This window comes from Aeromonas sp. R7-1 (genome assembly GCF_040908115.1).
Taxonomy (GTDB): Bacteria; Pseudomonadota; Gammaproteobacteria; order Enterobacterales; family Aeromonadaceae; genus Aeromonas; species Aeromonas caviae.
The window spans coordinates 13,553-29,716 of record NZ_JBFODD010000046.1; the positions used below are offsets into that span (position 1 = coordinate 13,553).

The 16,164-nt window shown below is 63.6% G+C and carries 16 protein-coding genes; 8 read left to right on the forward strand and 8 right to left on the reverse strand.

Features of this window, described 5'->3' with window-relative positions:
• Positions 1 to 23: 23 nt before the first annotated feature.
• Positions 24 to 1,166: a 3-phenylpropionate MFS transporter gene (locus AB5Y51_RS11880; protein ID WP_210600401.1), complete on the reverse strand. Its 1,143-nt coding sequence runs from the start codon at positions 1,164 to 1,166 to the stop codon at positions 24 to 26.
• 261 nt (positions 1,167 to 1,427) lie between these two features.
• A complete protein-coding gene (locus AB5Y51_RS11885; RefSeq protein ID WP_368178494.1) occupies positions 1,428 to 3,521 on the reverse strand; it encodes a TonB-dependent hemoglobin/transferrin/lactoferrin family receptor in 2,094 nt (697 codons plus the stop codon).
• Positions 3,522 to 3,716: 195 nt separating this feature from the next.
• On the opposite strand from AB5Y51_RS11885, the gene AB5Y51_RS11890 reads away from it, so the two are divergent.
• From AB5Y51_RS11890 to AB5Y51_RS11900, 3 genes are read left to right on the forward strand one after another with little or no spacing between them, the layout of a single operon-like run.
• Positions 3,717 to 4,685, forward strand: coding sequence for a ChaN family lipoprotein (locus tag AB5Y51_RS11890; RefSeq protein ID WP_368178495.1), 969 nt, complete (start codon positions 3,717 to 3,719; stop codon positions 4,683 to 4,685).
• Between the two features lie 14 nt (positions 4,686 to 4,699).
• The gene (locus tag AB5Y51_RS11895) at positions 4,700 to 5,251 is read left to right on the forward strand and encodes a cysteine hydrolase family protein (protein ID WP_039040040.1); all 552 of its coding nucleotides are present in this window, start codon (positions 4,700 to 4,702) and stop codon (positions 5,249 to 5,251) included.
• Between the two features lie 39 nt (positions 5,252 to 5,290).
• Positions 5,291 to 5,698: a hypothetical protein gene (locus AB5Y51_RS11900; protein ID WP_041211184.1), complete on the forward strand. Its 408-nt coding sequence runs from the start codon at positions 5,291 to 5,293 to the stop codon at positions 5,696 to 5,698.
• A 64-nt stretch (positions 5,699 to 5,762) separates the two neighbouring features.
• Here the strand turns inward: AB5Y51_RS11900 and hutZ are convergent, their stop codons facing one another.
• Together hutZ and hutX are read right to left on the reverse strand one after the other, a co-directional pair.
• Positions 5,763 to 6,320, reverse strand: coding sequence for a heme utilization protein HutZ (hutZ, locus tag AB5Y51_RS11905; protein WP_010673228.1), 558 nt, complete (start codon positions 6,318 to 6,320; stop codon positions 5,763 to 5,765).
• Positions 6,317 to 6,829, reverse strand: coding sequence for a heme utilization cystosolic carrier protein HutX (hutX, locus tag AB5Y51_RS11910; protein ID WP_039040073.1), 513 nt, complete (start codon positions 6,827 to 6,829; stop codon positions 6,317 to 6,319). The genes hutZ and hutX overlap by 4 nt, the downstream gene beginning before the upstream one ends.
• 167 nt (positions 6,830 to 6,996) lie before the next feature.
• Between hutX and AB5Y51_RS11915 the strand changes: the two genes are divergently transcribed.
• The 3 genes from AB5Y51_RS11915 to AB5Y51_RS11925 are packed head-to-tail and all read left to right on the forward strand — an operon-like array spanning position 6,997 to position 9,677.
• Positions 6,997 to 7,842, forward strand: a complete 846-nt coding sequence (locus tag AB5Y51_RS11915; protein WP_368178496.1) for a hemin ABC transporter substrate-binding protein — start codon at positions 6,997 to 6,999, stop codon at positions 7,840 to 7,842.
• The gene (locus AB5Y51_RS11920; protein WP_039040072.1) at positions 7,839 to 8,870 is read left to right on the forward strand and encodes an iron ABC transporter permease; all 1,032 of its coding nucleotides are present in this window, start codon (positions 7,839 to 7,841) and stop codon (positions 8,868 to 8,870) included. Before AB5Y51_RS11915 ends, AB5Y51_RS11920 begins: the two co-directional genes overlap by 4 nt.
• A gap of 15 nt (positions 8,871 to 8,885) precedes the next feature.
• Entirely contained in the window at positions 8,886 to 9,677 is a 792-nt protein-coding gene (locus AB5Y51_RS11925; protein ID WP_041214610.1) for a heme ABC transporter ATP-binding protein, read from the forward strand.
• 97 nt (positions 9,678 to 9,774) lie between these two features.
• On the opposite strand, the gene AB5Y51_RS11930 is transcribed toward AB5Y51_RS11925, so the two are convergent.
• Positions 9,775 to 10,383 (reverse strand): YitT family protein, encoded by a 609-nt coding sequence (locus tag AB5Y51_RS11930; protein WP_368178497.1) that lies wholly within the window; start codon positions 10,381 to 10,383, stop codon positions 9,775 to 9,777.
• Positions 10,384 to 10,675: 292 nt separating this feature from the next.
• On the opposite strand from AB5Y51_RS11930, the gene AB5Y51_RS11935 reads away from it, so the two are divergent.
• Both AB5Y51_RS11935 and AB5Y51_RS11940 read left to right on the forward strand, forming a co-directional pair.
• The gene (locus tag AB5Y51_RS11935; RefSeq protein WP_048208282.1) at positions 10,676 to 12,025 is read left to right on the forward strand and encodes a UDP-glucose/GDP-mannose dehydrogenase family protein; all 1,350 of its coding nucleotides are present in this window, start codon (positions 10,676 to 10,678) and stop codon (positions 12,023 to 12,025) included.
• Positions 12,022 to 13,020 (forward strand): NAD-dependent epimerase, encoded by a 999-nt coding sequence (locus tag AB5Y51_RS11940; RefSeq protein ID WP_048208284.1) that lies wholly within the window; start codon positions 12,022 to 12,024, stop codon positions 13,018 to 13,020. Before AB5Y51_RS11935 ends, AB5Y51_RS11940 begins: the two co-directional genes overlap by 4 nt.
• A gap of 42 nt (positions 13,021 to 13,062) precedes the next feature.
• Here the strand turns inward: AB5Y51_RS11940 and AB5Y51_RS11945 are convergent, their stop codons facing one another.
• From AB5Y51_RS11945 to AB5Y51_RS11955, 3 genes are read right to left on the reverse strand one after another with little or no spacing between them, the layout of a single operon-like run.
• Positions 13,063 to 14,751 (reverse strand): ArnT family glycosyltransferase, encoded by a 1,689-nt coding sequence (locus tag AB5Y51_RS11945; RefSeq protein WP_368178498.1) that lies wholly within the window; start codon positions 14,749 to 14,751, stop codon positions 13,063 to 13,065.
• Positions 14,741 to 15,100, reverse strand: coding sequence for a lipid-A-disaccharide synthase N-terminal domain-containing protein (locus tag AB5Y51_RS11950; protein WP_324035915.1), 360 nt, complete (start codon positions 15,098 to 15,100; stop codon positions 14,741 to 14,743). Before AB5Y51_RS11950 ends, AB5Y51_RS11945 begins: the two co-directional genes overlap by 11 nt.
• Positions 15,100 to 15,840 carry a glycosyltransferase family 2 protein gene (locus AB5Y51_RS11955; RefSeq protein WP_042016786.1) on the reverse strand — a complete coding sequence of 247 codons (741 nt, stop codon included), beginning with the start codon at positions 15,838 to 15,840 and terminating at the stop codon, positions 15,100 to 15,102. Before AB5Y51_RS11955 ends, AB5Y51_RS11950 begins: the two co-directional genes overlap by 1 nt.
• Positions 15,841 to 16,164 lie beyond the last annotated feature (324 nt).

The following is a 16,164-nucleotide window of genomic DNA, read 5'->3' on the forward strand; positions in this document are numbered from 1 at the left end:
CGCCAGAGACCGGCAGACCTGTGTCATCTGCCCTGTTCAGGGCTCTCTTCACGCAGCCGCAACACGAAGACCGGCAGCACTACCAGCACCATGATAAAGAAGATGCCGCCTCCCAGCGGCTCGAACAGTACGCCGCAGATAGCCATCAGGGCCGCCACCGTCATGCCAAGGCCCAGGGCCGCATAGAGCGCCTGGGTGGGGATCTGCTGCTCCGCGGGCAACTGGCGGGTCATGAAGCGGATGGCGCCGAGGTGACTGACGCAGAAGGTGACCCCGTGCAGCAGCTGGCCGAGCACCAGCACCGCCAGGTCGGTAGAACTGCCGAGCAGCACCCAGCGCACCACGCAGCCAAGGGCCCCTACCAGAAACAGGGTCTGGGCGCCGAAGCGCTGGAGGAAGCGCTTGTCCGCGGCGAACATGGCGATCTCCGCCACTACTCCCAGAGCCCAGAGATACCCGATCAGGGTGCCACTGTAGCCGGCGCTCTTCCAGTAGATGGCGCTGAAACCGTAGTAGGCCGCGTGGCTCCCCTGCAGCAGGGCGGTGATGAGCAGGAAGCGGCGCACCGGGGCCGACCTGAGCGTGACGAGCAGCGAGGCCTTGGCCCGCTCCCCTTGCAGCTCCTGGGGGGCGGGTCGCAGCGGCAGCAGGCTGAGCCCCAGCATGATCAGCAACCCGGCCACCATGGTGTGCAGCACCCAGTCGCTGCCAAAGTTGCCCACCAGGGCCCCCACCAGGGTGGAGGCGACGATAAAGGCAAAGGAGCCGCACAGCCGCACCTTGCCGTAGTCGAGGTGGGTCTGAACCACCATGCGGGTGGCAAGCGCCTCTCCCATGGGCATCAGGGTCGGGTAGATGAAGTTGGCCGCGAGGGTCAGCACCACCAGCCACCAGAGGCTGTGGCCCAGATAGAAACCGAGGAAGGCCAGCAGACTCAGCAGACAGAGCAGCCGGGTGACGGGCAGCAACTGGCCGGCCCCCTTGACTCGCCCCATCACCATTAGGTTGCCGGCAAAGCGGATGGCCATGCCCACCCCCAGCAACAGCCCTATCTGTTCAGTACTCACCCCGATGCCTTCCAGCCAGAGCGACCAGAACGGCAGGTAGGCGCCATAAACGAAGTAGAAGGCGCCAAAAAACAGGGCTAACCAGGAGAACGCGGGCATAGAGGCTCGGGCTGCATGACAAGGGGCACAAATGATAACCGATTTCGGGACGGGGATCCCCAGGCGGCATGACAGATAAAAACCATAAATATCAATAAAGTTGAACCTTTGTCACATCCCCCTGTCTATTGGGTAACACCGCTTCCTGATGAGTGTTGCAATCCTTCCACCCGCCCCTGGCGGGTTTCTTTTTTGCAGACGCCGACCTTCATGACAAAAGGGGCCCGAGGGCCCCTTTTCCTTCATGCTGGTCGACGACCATCAGAACACGTACTTGACCCGTGCACTGAGGTTGCGGCCAGGCTCGGTCTGCTTGCTGGTATCCGCGGTGGCGGCAAGGCCGGTGATGCTCTCGTAGCTCACGTACTCCTTGTCAAACAGGTTGAATACCCCCACGTTGAGCTGCAGGTCCTGCACCGGCTTGAACTGGGCATAGAGATCCACCACGCCCCAGCCTGCGCTCTTGATGTTGTCGTTGCCTCGCGCATCCTTGCCCACCTTGTCCATGTCGTCGGCAAAGCGCAATGCGGTGTTGATGTTCCAGTTCGGCTGCTCCAGACGCACCCCGACGCTGCCGTTCAGGGGGCTCAGGCTGTTGATGTAGTTGCCCTCGCCATCCTTGCCCTCGATGTAGGCCAGGTTGCCCCAGACGTTGACCAGCTCGTTCAACCAGTAGTCCGCCTTGGCCTCGGCCCCCTTGGTGGTCGCCTTGTCCAGGTTCTGGTACTGATAGAGGGCGGTACGGCCTTCGGTGCCCACGGCCGTCAGCTCGATGAAGTCGTCGAACTTGTTGTAGAAGGTGGCCACTTCATAGCTGAACCCGCCACGGCTGCCGCGCACCCCCAGATCGATGCCGTCGCTGCTCTCTGGCTTGAGGTTCGGGTTGGGCTCGATGCGATAGCCATACGCCTGGTGGTTCAGGGTGGAGAAGGCGTTGTCATACATGGGCGCCTTGAAGCCGTGGCTGTACTGGGCGAACAGGTTCGCCGCCTCATGCGCCTTGAATACCAGCCCCAGCTTGGGAGAGAACTCCCCTTCGGAGATCTTCTTCATGTTCTCGCCGGTGTAGGCGGGATCCTCGTCCGGGGTCATCTTGTAGTAGTCGTAACGCACGCCCGGGGTCAGCACCCAACGCTCGCCGAACTTGATCTCGTCAAAGGCCCAGAGCGCACTGCGCTCGCTAGTGGTGGAGGGGAAGCTCAGCTCGTTGTAGCCAACGAAGTCACCCGGAACGGTCGGCCCCTTGAAGCGGGTGCGCTCGTTGTCGGTATGCTCGTATTCCAGGCCCCAGGCCAGACGCTGGCTGGCGAGCGCCTTGTTGAACTTCACCTGGGCGCCCAGGCTCTCCTGCTCGAAACCGTTGTGATCCAGGGAGTTCTTGGTCACATAGGGGTTGCCCGGCATGACCGGATACTTGGACGAAGCGTACTGATCCAGGGTCTGCTTGGCGCGGCTGTAGTAGATCTTGCTGTCCACGCGATCCGCCCAGGGGGCGTTCAGGGCGAGGCCATGATCCAGTACCAGGGAGAGGTTGTCGGTCTCCTTGTCGGTAATGGGCTGGTTGAAGACGGAGCCCGCCTTGGTCAGATCGATGGCATCCGGATCCTGCCCCTCGGTGAAGTAATCCACCGTCAGTTTCAGGAACTGATCATCGGAGAGATTCCACTTGCTCTTGAACAGCACGGCCTGGCTGACGATGTCGAACTCGTTCTTGTCGCCGTCATAATTCTGGGTGACACCGCCATCGCGCCATGTGTAGCGCAGCAGGTTCTCGACTTCCCCGGTGCGCAGCGCCCCCGTGATGCCGGCCATTCTCTGGTGGCTGCTGGAGGCATAACCCGTGGTCGCATCCAGATAGCTGTCGCGGCCCTTGAGGAAATCGCCAGCATCCTTGGTGGTGATGGCAATGACGCCTCCCAGAGCATCGGAACCGTAAGCGGCAGAGGCCGGCCCTTTGGCCACTTCCACCTGCTTGATCATGTCGGTGTCGAAGTAGGTCTGACCCACGCCGCCATTCTTGTAGGCATCGTTCTGGCGCACACCGTCCTGCACCACCTTGACCCGGTTTTCGCTCATGCCGCGAATGGTGAAGGTCTGGGTATCTCCTGCGCCTCCCTGCACGCTCACCCCGGGCTCATAGCGGAACAGATCGGCGACGTTGCTGACGACCTGCTCTTCAATCTGCGCCGAGGTAATGACGGCGATGGGACCGGAAACATCTTCCAGCTTCTGTTCCATCCGTGAGCCGCTGACGACCATGACTTCATCGGCTTTCTTGTCTGCGGCGAAAGCGGGGGAGATCAGCCCGGCCGCCACGGCGAGGGCTATCAGGGAGGGGGTGTTGTTGTGCGCCACTGCAAAGTCCTTATTGAGAATTATTATCAAGCGGAAGGCATATTACCCCGCCAGGGACAAAGATCAATAATAAAGTGAATCATTCTCATTTCACTTTATCATCATTCCCCCTTACACTGGCGCCACTTTTTGCTCGCCATGCCGCCATCCCATGGTGCAGCCTTTTCCCATCCCCTGTTTCGTGAGTGAGTAACCATGATCCGACGACTCCCCCTGCTCGCCCTGCCCCTGCTGCTGGCCGCCTGCGCCACCACGCCGCAGAACACCCCACCCGAGACCCTCTATCACGCACAGCTCGATACGGCCCAGGGGCAGGCGCTGACCTTCGAGCAGGCGGTGGCCCGGGTGGCGGATGCCGACATCGTGCTGGTGGGGGAGCTTCACACTCACCCGGCCATCCATCTGTTGCAGGCCCGTCTGCTGGCAGGGCTTGACGAGATGTCGCAAGCCGATGGCCGGGCCCTGGTGCTCTCCATGGAGCAGTTCAGCCGCGCCGATCAGCCGGTGCTGGATGCCTACCTGGCCGGACGCATCGGCGAATCGGCCCTCATTCGAGATGGCCATGCCTGGCCCAACTACCAGAGTGATTACCGCCCTCTGGTGGAGTTCGCCAAGGCGCAGCACCTGCCAGTGATCGCCGCCAATGCCCCCAAACCCCTGGTGAGCTGCGTCGGTCAGGAGGGATCGGCCTGGCTCGACAAACTGCCGGCCAATCGCCGCAGCCAGCTTGCCCGCGAGCTGACTCTGGGGGATGACGGCTACCGCCAGAAGTTCATGGCCTCCATGCACCATGGGGATGCGGACGGCAACGCCCGTCGCTTCGCCGCCCAGACCAGCTGGGACGACACCATGGCCGAAAGCATGGTGGATTATCTGGGCAAGCATCCCGGCAGGCGCATCATGCATATCGCCGGCAACTTCCACGTGGAAGGGGGGCTCGGGATCGCCAGTCGCATCGCCAGCCGCAATCCGGCACTCAAGGTGGCACTCATCGTACCGCAAACCGGTGACGAGACAGCCCCCGGGAGAGACGCAGACGTCAGGGTCCACATCGCTCCCCTGCCGGAACGCTGGCTAAATGCAAAGGAAATGAAGCAAGATATGGGCGCACTGCATCAATCCCGAAGCCGTGACTGCAGCCAATGGTTGCAACCCTCAAAATAGCCCAAGGATTTCATATGGATGTGTTACTCGTCATCGACATGCAACAGGGGTTGTTCGATAACCCCCGCCATCAGGATGCCCAGGTCATCGCCAACATCAATCGTCTGGCCGATCGCGTGCGGGGCCAACACGGACGGGTCATCTATGTGCAACACGACGAACCGGGTTCCGAGCTGGAACCTGGCAGTGCGGGCTGGCAACTGCACGCCGATCTGGCCCCGTCTCCCCACGACAGCCGGGTGCGCAAGACCGCCTGTGACAGCTTCCTCGACACCGAGCTCGGCTTCCTGCTGGCAGAGCAGTCGGTAGACAGACTGCTCATCTGCGGCTGTGCCACCGACTTTTGCGTCGATACCACGTTGCGCAGCGCCGCCGCCAGGGGCTTTGACGCCTTTGCGGTGACCGACGCCCATACCACGGCGGACAGGCCGCACCTGAGTGCGGAGCAGATCATCCAGCACCACCACTTCATGTGGCGGCATCTGAGCCTGCCTCAAGGCAGAAGCGTGACCCTGCTCACGACGGATGAGCTGCTGGCCACCATTCAACCCGAGCGGGCGTGTTAAGCTGCCCGTCCTGATGTGAACACCCGATTGGAGTCTTGTGTGCGTCTACTCTCTGCCGTTGCCCTCACGCTGCTGTTACCGGCGCTCACCGCCTGCTCCGGCTTGCCGGGGGCAGCACCCGATGGCCCGGCCCCCCTGTTCCACACCCATATCAGCGACGACGGGAGCAAGCGCTTCACCTTTGAGGCCGCCCCTCTCGACGTCCTGCCCACCCGGTTGCAGGAGGGAGATGACAACCGGCTGAGCCGCCGCGACAAGAGCCTGCTGGAACGCCGGGAAGCCCTGCAGGACGAGCAGCTCACCCAGATGCTGGCCACGCGCAAGTATTGCCGAAGCGGCTATATCGTCCTCAGCCAGACCTCCTGGAAGATCCGCGGGGAATGCAACGAAAGCGCCACCCAGGCCGATCGCGATGCCTTCCCCAACCAGGCAGGCTGGCAGGAGTAACCCGGGACATAACAACAAAACGGGCAGCCCAGGCTGCCCGTTTCTCATCTCGCTAACTGTCCCCTCAAACGGGTTCATCCGCCGGGCTGGTCAGCTCGGCGCCGTTGTCGATGCGTTTGTGTCCTTCCACCAGGTGAACGAAGTCAACCAGCTCGTCGCCGGAGACACGGAATGCCTGACCGAATCCCTTGACGAACAGTCCCTGCTCGGGCTTGAGCCGAAACAGCACGAAGTCCTTGAGGTTGGAGAGCCCTTTGACGATCTCGCCGAAACGCCCTTCCAGCGCCGCAACGGCCTTCTCCCAGCGTGCGTCGTCGCGCGCCACCACCTCGGCGACCGCATCGAAGGTCAGACGCTTGCGGGCAAACAGCTCGCGGGCCCCGGTTTCGTCCTCGATCAGCATCAGCGATACCTTGGGCACCTGTTGCAGGTTGCGGGCGTGGCGAGCTATCTCGGAGATGAGCACATAGTATCCATCTTCCTGCAGCACGAAGGGGGCATAGCTGGCATTGGGGTTGCCTTCGCCATCTACAGTGGCGAGCTGCAGGGTACGGCAACCGTCGCGGAACTCGCGGATCTCCGGTTGCAGGCGGTTTTGCAGGCGCTCCTGACGTTCACTCATGCTTTCACTTCCTCTTGATACTGACGGCGCAGGGCCATGAAACGCTCCACCTGCTCAGGCAGCAGTTGACGCTGCTCGTCCCGGCCCAGGTAGATCTTGAAAATGCAGCGGCCACTGTGGCCGAAGAACTGGAAGGAGTGCCCCTCCTTGCCCATGAAGAGCTTGCTGACCAGGGCGATGCCCGCCACGTTGTCGAGCTTGAGGTGGCCGTGCAGTTCGCCGTCCCGCCCCATCAGGTTGTAGTAGCCGCGCGCGTTCTTGCCCTTGGGGAAGGGAGCCTTCACCTCGAAGATGGATCCATCGGATTCGACGATGGTGGTCACCTGACCCCAGTTGGACAAGTCCGCCAGCAGGGCTTCGGCCTCCCCGGCCGGCACTTGCGTCATCAGGGCGGCAGGCAGATGGCGTACCACCTCCCACTCGCTGACGGCCAGCTCGGTGGCGAGGGTGGATGGGTGGGCGCTGGGGTCTTGCTCCAGCAGCGCGTGAATGCGTTGTGCAATGCTCATCGGTTCTCCCTGGATGATCTGGCGATGGTGCTCGGTGTCGCGGCGGATACTGTAATAAAGCGCCCCAAGTAACGCAATTGATAATCGCTTTCATTCTCAGTGCATTTTGATGGGCGACTTGATATTCTCGGCGGCAACCCTATTTCATTCACCCTTCGGAGGTTCGCATGGGCCGTCGTTTTGCCCTCGCATTCAGCCTGCTCGGCTGTGCCCTTTCCCTCTCTTCCCCATCCGTCATGGCGGGGGAGCGTATCGTCAGCATAGGCCCGGCCACCACGGAACTCATCCTGGCGCTGGGGGGCGAGCAGAGCCTGGTCGCCACCGATGTCAGCAGTCCGGAGCCCAGAGGCGTGCCCAAGGTCGGCTATCACCGTGCCCTCGCCGCCGAAGGGATCCTGAGTCTCTCTCCGACCCTGGTGGTCGGCAGCGACGAGATGGGCCCGAACAGCACGCTTGATCAGTTGCGCCGTGCCAACGTCAAGGTCGAGGTCATGACCACAGCCCCTACGCTGGCCAACCTCAACGAGCGTATCGACACCCTGGCCCATCTCTTGGGTGACCAGGCGGCAGGGAGCAAGCTCAAGGAGGAAATTGCCGCCCAAAGCGACACCCTGGCGGCGCAGGCGAAGCAGAACAAGCCCCTCAAGGTCGCCTTCCTGCTGCTGCACAAGGGTCAGCCCACCAGCATCGCCGGCGGCAACACCACCGCCAGCGCCCTCGTCACCCTGGCGGGCGGCGTCAATCCGGTGACTGGGCTCCACGACTACAAGCCCGTTTCCACCGAATCCCTCATCGAGCTGCAACCTGATCTGGTGCTGGTGAGCGGCCGCGACTGGCAGCAGTATCAGGATCCCGACGCCGTCCTGAGCCAGGTGCCCGCCCTGTCAGCCACCCCGGCAGGCAAGAACAAGGCCATCCACGCCATCGACGGACATGCCCTGCAAGGGGGCCTCAGCCTTCGTTCCCTGCAACAGGCGAACCAGATCGCCCAGTGGATCAAGCAGGGTTCCTGATGCGCCTGCCTCTGCCCTGGCTGCTCGCCCTGACCGGCTGCGCGCTGGCGTTGCTGCTGGTCGGGTCCCTCGCGACCGGCCCCATGTCCCTCTCCCTTGGCGAGAGCCTGCGCGCCCTGTTTGCCGGACCACAGAGCGGGATTGAGGCTCACAAATTATTGATCGTGCAGGAGATCCGTCTGCCACGAACCCTGCTCTGCATCGCCGTGGGGGGCATTCTCGGCCTCTGCGGCGCCGTCATGCAGGGACTGTTTCGCAACCCCCTGGCAGACCCCGGCATCATAGGGGTGTCGGGCGGGGCGGCACTCGGCGCGGCCCTGGCCATCGTGTTGCTCGCCCCGTTGGGCTCGCACCTGCAGAGCCTGCTCGGCCTGGGGTTGCTGCCCCTGCTCGCCTTTCTCGGCGGAGCCCTCACCACCACCCTCGTCTATCTGCTGGGTACCCGGGAAGGGGGCACCTCGGTCACCGTGATGCTGCTGGCCGGGGTGGCCATCACGGCGCTCTCCGGCGCCGTCATCGGACTGCTCACCTATCTCGCCGACGATCAGATGCTGCGCAACCTGAGCCTGTGGCAGATGGGCTCCCTGGCGGCAGGCAAGCCGGTCGATGTGACGCTGGCGCTGCTGACCCTGGCCGCTTTGCTGCTGTTGTTCATGCGCGATGCCAATCCCCTCAACGCCCTGCTGCTGGGAGAGGGAGAGGCCCGGCATCTGGGGGTGAACGTGCAGACGCTGAAGCGTCGCCTCATCCTGCTCACCGCTGCCGGTGTCGGCGTGGCGGTGGCCGTGGCGGGCATGATCGGCTTTGTCGGCCTGGTGGTTCCCCATCTGGTACGGCTGCTGGCCGGTCCCAACCATGTCCGCCTGTTGCCGCTGTCTGCCCTGCTGGGGGCTGGCCTGCTGCTGGGGGCCGACATGCTGGCGCGTACCCTGCTCGCACCGGCCGAGCTGCCGGTCGGCATCATCACCGCCCTGCTGGGTGCCCCCTTCTTCATCTGGCTCTTGGTCAAGAGCCGCCGAACCCTGTAACAGGAGATCGTCACCTTGCCCGGATCCCCCTCCCCCCTGCTCAGTTGCCGGGGTCTTCGCCTCAGTCGTGGCAACCGGCTTATCCTGGACAGCCTGGATCTCGACCTGCATGCCGGCAGCCTGACCGCCCTGCTCGGCCCCAACGGGGCGGGCAAAAGCTCACTGCTCAAGTGCCTGACCGGCGAGCTGGAACATGAAGGGGAGATCCACCTGTTCGGCCAGACCCGCAGGGGGTGGGCCGGCAACGCTCTGGCCCACCGGGTCGGTGTGCTGCCGCAAAGCTCCTCCTTGAGCTTCCCCTTCCTGTGCGAAGAGGTGGTGGCCATGGGTCGGCTGCCCCACAGCGAGCCTGCCAGCCGGCGCGACGAAATAGTCCGCGCCGCCATGACCCACGCCGGGGTCGACCATCTGGCGAACCGCCTCTATCCCGGCCTCTCCGGCGGGGAGCGTCAACGGGTGCAGTTCGCCCGGGTGCTGGCCCAGATCTGGCAGGCCCCGGAGGAACCGCAGCAAGCGCGGCTGCTGCTGCTGGACGAGCCCACCTCGGCGCTGGATCTCAAATACCAGCACCAGTTGCTCGCCATGGCCCGGGCGCTGGCCGGTCGCAACACCGCCGTGCTGGTGGTGTTGCACGACCTCAATCTGGCAGCCCGCTACGCCGATAGGCTGGTGATGCTGGAGCAGGGCAGGCTGATGGCTGACGGCAACGCAGGCGAGGTGCTGACCCCGGCGCTCATCGCGCGACTCTACGACTACCCTGCACAGGTGATCCACCACCCCGAGAGTGGCGTTCCCATGGTGGTGTGACACCCAGGGGCAGATAGCAACAGAGCGCCATCAGGCGCTCTGTCTTTTTGCGGTATCCAGCCTTGGGCTGACCAGCAGGGCAATCCCCCTGGGCACATCAGGCTATCTGGTAGCGCCCCGGCTTGTGATTGAGTGTCAACACCAGATTACAGATGATGGCGGCCACCACGGAAAGCACCAGCAGCCAGAGGGAGACCACGAAGAAAGAGGCGACCACGATGGCGCAATCCAGCCCCATTTGCAGCTTGCCTGCCCGCACACCCCATCTGTCCTGAATGAAGAGCGCCAGGATGTTGAAGCCCCCCAGGCTCGCCTTGTGGCGGAACATGATGAGCAGTCCCATGCCGATCAGGGTGCCGCCGATCAGCGCCGCATAGACGGGTTCGATCTTGCCGATTTGCAGCACGGCGTTGAGGTGATCCGTCATGAAGGAGACGGTGGCCACGGCGGCAAAGGTATTGAGGGTGAAGCGCGGCCCCATTCTGAGCCAAGCCAGGGCATAGAAAGGCAGGTTCATGGCGAAGAACAGCAGGCCGAAGCTGATGCCGGTCACCTGTTGCAGCAGCAGCGCCAGGCCGGCGGTGCCACCGGTGAGCAGGCCGACCTGATGGAACAGGAAGATGCCGAGGGAAACGAAGCCTGCTGCGGTCAGCAAGGCGAGCACATCCTCATAGAGCGGGTGCGCAGAGCGTGAAGTGTTGTCCATAACCAGGTATCCAGTCGCGAAGCAAGAGAGTGTTGGCCGCCCGTCGGGCGGAGCGAGCCCCGTTAACCGGGGCTTCGTTATGCCGACAGTCTCCAATTTGAGTGAGATGGATCACAAGTCCCGCCCTTCACGCGCCAAAATGGTGCGCGTCATCCAGGCGTTACAATCCTTGCACCAAAATGTCCCACACTCACCGCCGGCCTGATGCTGAAAAACCTGAAACGGGCCGCTGCCCCCGCGCCCGAATCGTTCTAGAATGAGTCGCTTGTCACTGCCAGCGGAACAACAGCGGATGAGAGTCACCGTATTCGGAATAGGTTATGTCGGGTTGGTTCAGGCCGCCGTACTGGCGGAGATGGGTCACAAGGTGGCCTGCGTGGATGTGGATGCCGACAAGGTCGCGGGCCTGAAAGAGGGGCGCATTCCCCTCTTCGAGCCCGGCCTCGCCCCCCTGGTGCAGCGCAACCATCAGGCCGGTCGCCTGATCTTCACCACAGACCCGGCCCGGGCGGTGGAGTTTGCCGAGCTTATCTTCATCGCGGTCGGAACGCCGCCGGACGAGGACGGGTCTGCCGACCTCCATCAGGTAATGACGGTGGCGGACACCATAGGCCGCCTGATGCAAGGGGGCAAGGTGGTGGTCAACAAGAGCACTGTGCCTGTCGGCACCGCCAGCCGGGTACGGCGACACATTGCGGAGCGCCTCGCCGACCGTGGTCTCGACCTTCCGCTCGACGTGGTCTCCAACCCCGAATTTCTCAAGGAGGGCGCCGCCGTCGCCGACTGCCTGCGGCCGGATCGCATCATCATCGGCACCGACTCCGATCACGCCTTCTCCCTGCTGGAGGAGCTCTACGCCCCCTTCAACCGCAAGCGAGACCGCATCCTGCGGATGGATGCACGCAGCGCCGAACTGACCAAGTACGCCGCCAACGCCATGCTGGCGACCCGCATCTCCTTCATGAACGAGATGGCCACCCTGGCCGAAGCCCTGGGCGCCGATATCGAGGAGGTGCGCAAGGGTATCGGTGCCGATCCGCGCATCGGCCACCACTTCATCTACCCGGGCTGCGGTTATGGCGGATCCTGCTTCCCCAAGGATGTCAGGGCGCTGATCCACACCGCGAAGGAGGCGGGGTGCGAGACCCCCCTGCTGCGCTCGGTGGAGCAGGTCAACGAGGCGCAGAAGCACAGGCTCATGACCCGGCTGCACCACCATTTTGGTGCCAGTCTGTCGGGGCGCACCTTCGCGTTATGGGGACTCGCCTTCAAACCCAATACCGACGACATGCGCGAAGCCCCGAGCAGGGTGCTGATGGAGGCGATCTGGGCGGCAGGAGGCAAGGTGCAGGCGTTCGACCCCGAGGCCATGACCGAGGCCGCCCGCCTCTATAGCCAGCGGGCAGATTTGCTCCTGTGCGACACCCAGGAAGCCGCCCTTCAGGGGGCCGATGCCCTGCTCGTCTGCACCGAGTGGCAACAGTTCCGCGCACCGGATTTCGACCTGCTTCGCCAGACCCTGAAGCAGGCCATCATCTTCGACGGCCGCAACCTCTATGATCCGGCCCGTCTACGCCAGCGCGGTTTCACCTACTATGCCATCGGCCGTGGCGACAGCCTGGCTCATCAGGAGGAGCGATGAAGTACCTCGTCACCGGCGCCGCCGGGTTTATCGGATTTCATGTGGCGCGCAGGCTCTGTGGCGACGGCCATCAGGTGGTGGGGATAGACAACCTCAACGACTACTACGCGGTGAGTCTCAAGGAGGCGCGCCTCGCCCTGCTCACGCCTCTACCCGGCTTTCGCTTCGAACACCTCGATCTCGCGGACCGCGCGGCCATGGCCTCGCTCTTTGCCCACGAGCAGTTTGACCGGGTGATCCATCTGGGGGCCCAGGCCGGGGTGCGCTACTCCCTGGACAACCCCTTCGCCTACGCCGACAGCAACCTCACCGGCCACCTTACCGTGCTGGAGGGGTGTCGCCAGACCCGGGTGCAACATCTGGTCTATGCCTCCTCCAGCTCGGTCTACGGGCTGAACGAACAGATGCCGTTCAAGCCGTCCGATGGGGCGGATCATCCCGTCTCCCTCTATGCGGCGAGCAAGAAGGCGGGGGAGCTGATGACCCACTCCTACTCCCATCTCTACGGCCTGCCCACCACCGGGCTGCGCTTTTTCACCGTCTACGGCCCCTGGGGCCGGCCCGACATGGCCCTGTTCAAGTTCGTGCGCGCCATCCTGAACGGCGACCCCATCGACCTCTACAACCAGGGCCAGCTCAGCCGGGATTTCACCCATGTCGACGACATCGTCGAGGGGATAGTGCGCATCTCAGACAGCCCCCCCGCGGGCGATGCCCACTGGCAGGGGGCCCCGGACGCCAGCCCGGCCCCCTATCGCCTCTTCAACATCGGCAACGGCAGCCCGGTCAGGCTGCTGGACTTCGTGGATGCCATCGAGTCGGCCCTCGGCAAACGGGCCATCCGCAACATGCTGCCCATGCAGCCCGGCGACGTGCTCGCCACCTGGGCCGACACCCGCTCGCTGTTCGACGCCACGGGCTATCGCCCCCGTGTCGGGCTCAAGGAAGGGGTAGACAGCTTTGTCCGCTGGTATCGGGACTACTACCGGGTCTGAGCCAAACGAGGTGGCAGGGTCCCCTGGCTCGCGACCCTGCGCTCAGGATGAAGGGGTATAGCTGAAGGGCACCATGGTGGGGGAGAGCCCACGACAGGCGGGTTTGAGGGCCTGCGGGCCTGCCAGCAGCCAGTCGGTGCGGTGACGGTTGCCGAGGTTTTCCATCTTCGCGGAGTCAAAACACCTCACCATCAGGTCGGCGCTCCCCAGTACCCAGCGCCCGGGGGCAGCCCCTATCCAGGCGGCAGCTTCCCTGGCCTGCTCCCCGTCTCCCATCAGATAAGGGTAATGTTTCACTGGTTGCAGGCTAAACAGCAGATGTTGCTCTTTGAAGCCCGCCAGCAGCAGCTCATCCCCCGCAGGCACCCTCTGCGCCGCCAATGCCATGACTCCCTGAGGGGTGCGCACCTCGTTGAGGCGCACGCTTATCCAGCAGGAGTAGATCAGCCACCCCACTGCCAGGGAGCTGAGAATGGCGGTCAGTGGCGCCCGGCGAAGCCAGGCATTGATCAGCAGCAAGGATCCCCCCAGCACCAGCAGGGGAAGCCAGGGATCCGGCCCCAATTCCCCCAGACGGCTGGCCACTCTGTCGCTAAATGCCAGCACCAGAGCCCCCACCAGCCCTGCCCCCCCCAGCAGCCAGCCGAGCCCGGCCAGCAGTCGCCCCGGCCAGACCCGGACCAGCAGGGTGCCGATGAAGGGTGCGGTCAGGAGCGCCAGGGCGGGCGTACCGGGCGTGATGTAGACGCCCCGCTTGCCCGGCGAGCAGGAGAAAAACAGCACCACCAGCACCAGATAACCCAGCAGCAGCAGGATACGCCTGTCCTGCGCCCGGATGGCGCGCCGCCAGGCCACCACCAGCCAGGGCAACAGCAGGGAGAGCGGCAGCCAGAACGGCGGGATCACCGAGGTGAGGTAGTACCAGAAGGGTTTGACGTGATGCCAGGCGCTGGTATAGCGAGTCACCGTCTGGCGCAGCAGTATGTTATCTCTGTAGGCCAGCAGGAGGGGATCTCCGCTTCGGGTCACGGCCTCCAGCATGGGGACCAGCCAGAGGCCCATCGCCAGGGCCATGGCCAGCGGCCCGAGCAGGGCCTTCAGCCAGGCTGACAAGGGCGCGGCGCGGATTTGTGCCCTGTGGGTCCAGAGCGCGGGAAGCAGCACCAGCAGGGCCAGTACTCCCACCCCCTTGGTGATGACGCCAAGCCCCGCGGCAAACCAGCCGAGCCAGTACCAGCGCCACCCGCCACCACAGAGGAGGAAGCGCAGAAAACCATAGAGACCGAGGGTGATGAAGAAGGTGACTAGGCCGTCGATCTGGGCCGTCTTGGCCTGCAGGGTAAACTGGACGGTAAAGAGCAGCAGCAAGCCCGCCAGAAATCCCGTCGCCGGATCCCACAGGCGGCGCCCCAGATCCCACACCAGCAAGATGGTCAGCAAGCCAGACAGCAGGGAGGGCAGCAGAAAGGCCACCTTGATGGAGCCAGTCAACACATAACCGATCGCGATCCCCCACATAAACAGCGGCGGCTTGTCCGGATAGAGCTCCCCGCCGCGCATGGGGAAGAGCCACTGGCCACTTTCCACCATCTCCCGGGCGATCAGGGCGAAACGCGGCTCGTCCGCCGGCCAGGGGTCCCGCAGACCCAGCCCGGCCCCCAGCACCACCAGCGCGATCAGCAGCAACCAGCCAAGGGACGTCTGATTGAGCAGGGTGCGATCACTCACCATGACGGGCCTCCCCGGTCACTGCCTTGTCCCGCCGCCAGCCCCGATGCTGGATATCGAGATAGAGGCTGTAGAGCGCGGTGAAGGTGGGGAAGAGGTTTTGCAGCACGCCGACGGAGTCCTGCTTGGGAGAGAAGGTGAAGTAGCTGAGCGTCATCAGGCTGCCGATCACGCTCATGTACCAGAACAGGCGCGGGATGACGGGTCGTCCCGCCCGCCTGGACGCCAGAAACTGCACCAGCCAGCGTCCGCCGAACATCAGCGCCCCCGTGTAGCCGATCAGCTTCCAGCCGGTGACATGCACCCCGGTCCAGTCCAGCCAGTCGATGGGGGTAGACAGCCAGGCGTCCATCACTCCAGCATCTCCCGGATTTCAACCACCTTGGATCGACGCTGCAACCACCAGACCCCGACCACGTCCACCAGCCCGACCCAGAGCCGGTTCCAGACCCCGTATTTGGAGATGCCCGCCTGGCGTGGCCTGTGGTTGACCGGCCAGGGCGCCATGCGCCCCCCTTGTGCCTGGATCAGCGCGGGGATGTAGCGGTGCATGTGATTGAAGGCGGGCAGTTTCAGATACCAGTCGCGACGCACCACCTTGAGCCCGCAGCCGGTATCCGGAATGCCGTCGCGCAGCAGCAGGTCGCGAAAGCCGTTGGCCAGCTTTGAAGAGAGGCGCTTGACCCAGTCGTCACGGCGGTTGACCCGGTGGCCGATGAGGCCCACCTGGTATGGATCGCTCTGGTAGCGGCGCATCGCCTCCTCCAGCATGGCGGGAATGTCGGCGGGATCGTTCTGACCATCGCCGTCGAGTACCACCAGCCAGTCGCCACGCCCGTGGCGCACTCCGCTCAGCACCGCCATGCTCTGGCCCACGGCATGGACATGACGTAGCACCTTCAGCCTGGTGAAACGCGTCTGCAAATCGCGCAGTACCACATGGCTGTCGTCCACACTGCCATCGTCCACATAGATCAGTTCGTACTCGAACCTGCCCCCAAGGGCGGCATCTATTTCGCCGACAAGCGGGGCCAGATTATCCCGCTCATCCTTGGCAGGCACCACGACAGAGATATCGACCGATTCGACCATATGCACATCCTGCCCTCATCAGAGGCGCTATCGATTCACCCGGCAGACCCGACGACATTGCATCGATGGCCTGGCTGACATCATGCAAATACAAGGCGTTAGAAAACAACTCTGTCAGCATATTGAACTTCAATTAACAAATCTATCAAAGCAGTCACTGACCCGGGAGCCTGCCGCTCCTCCCCTGCACCAAAAGTTCCATACCGTTTTCATCTCTGCCGCTCACCCACATAACCAGATGTTCCATCTGCTGGCTGGCGTCCCTCCCCGGATCGGGCCTATATGTTGCGGATACCAACGACGAGGTTGCCATGAAAAAACGAC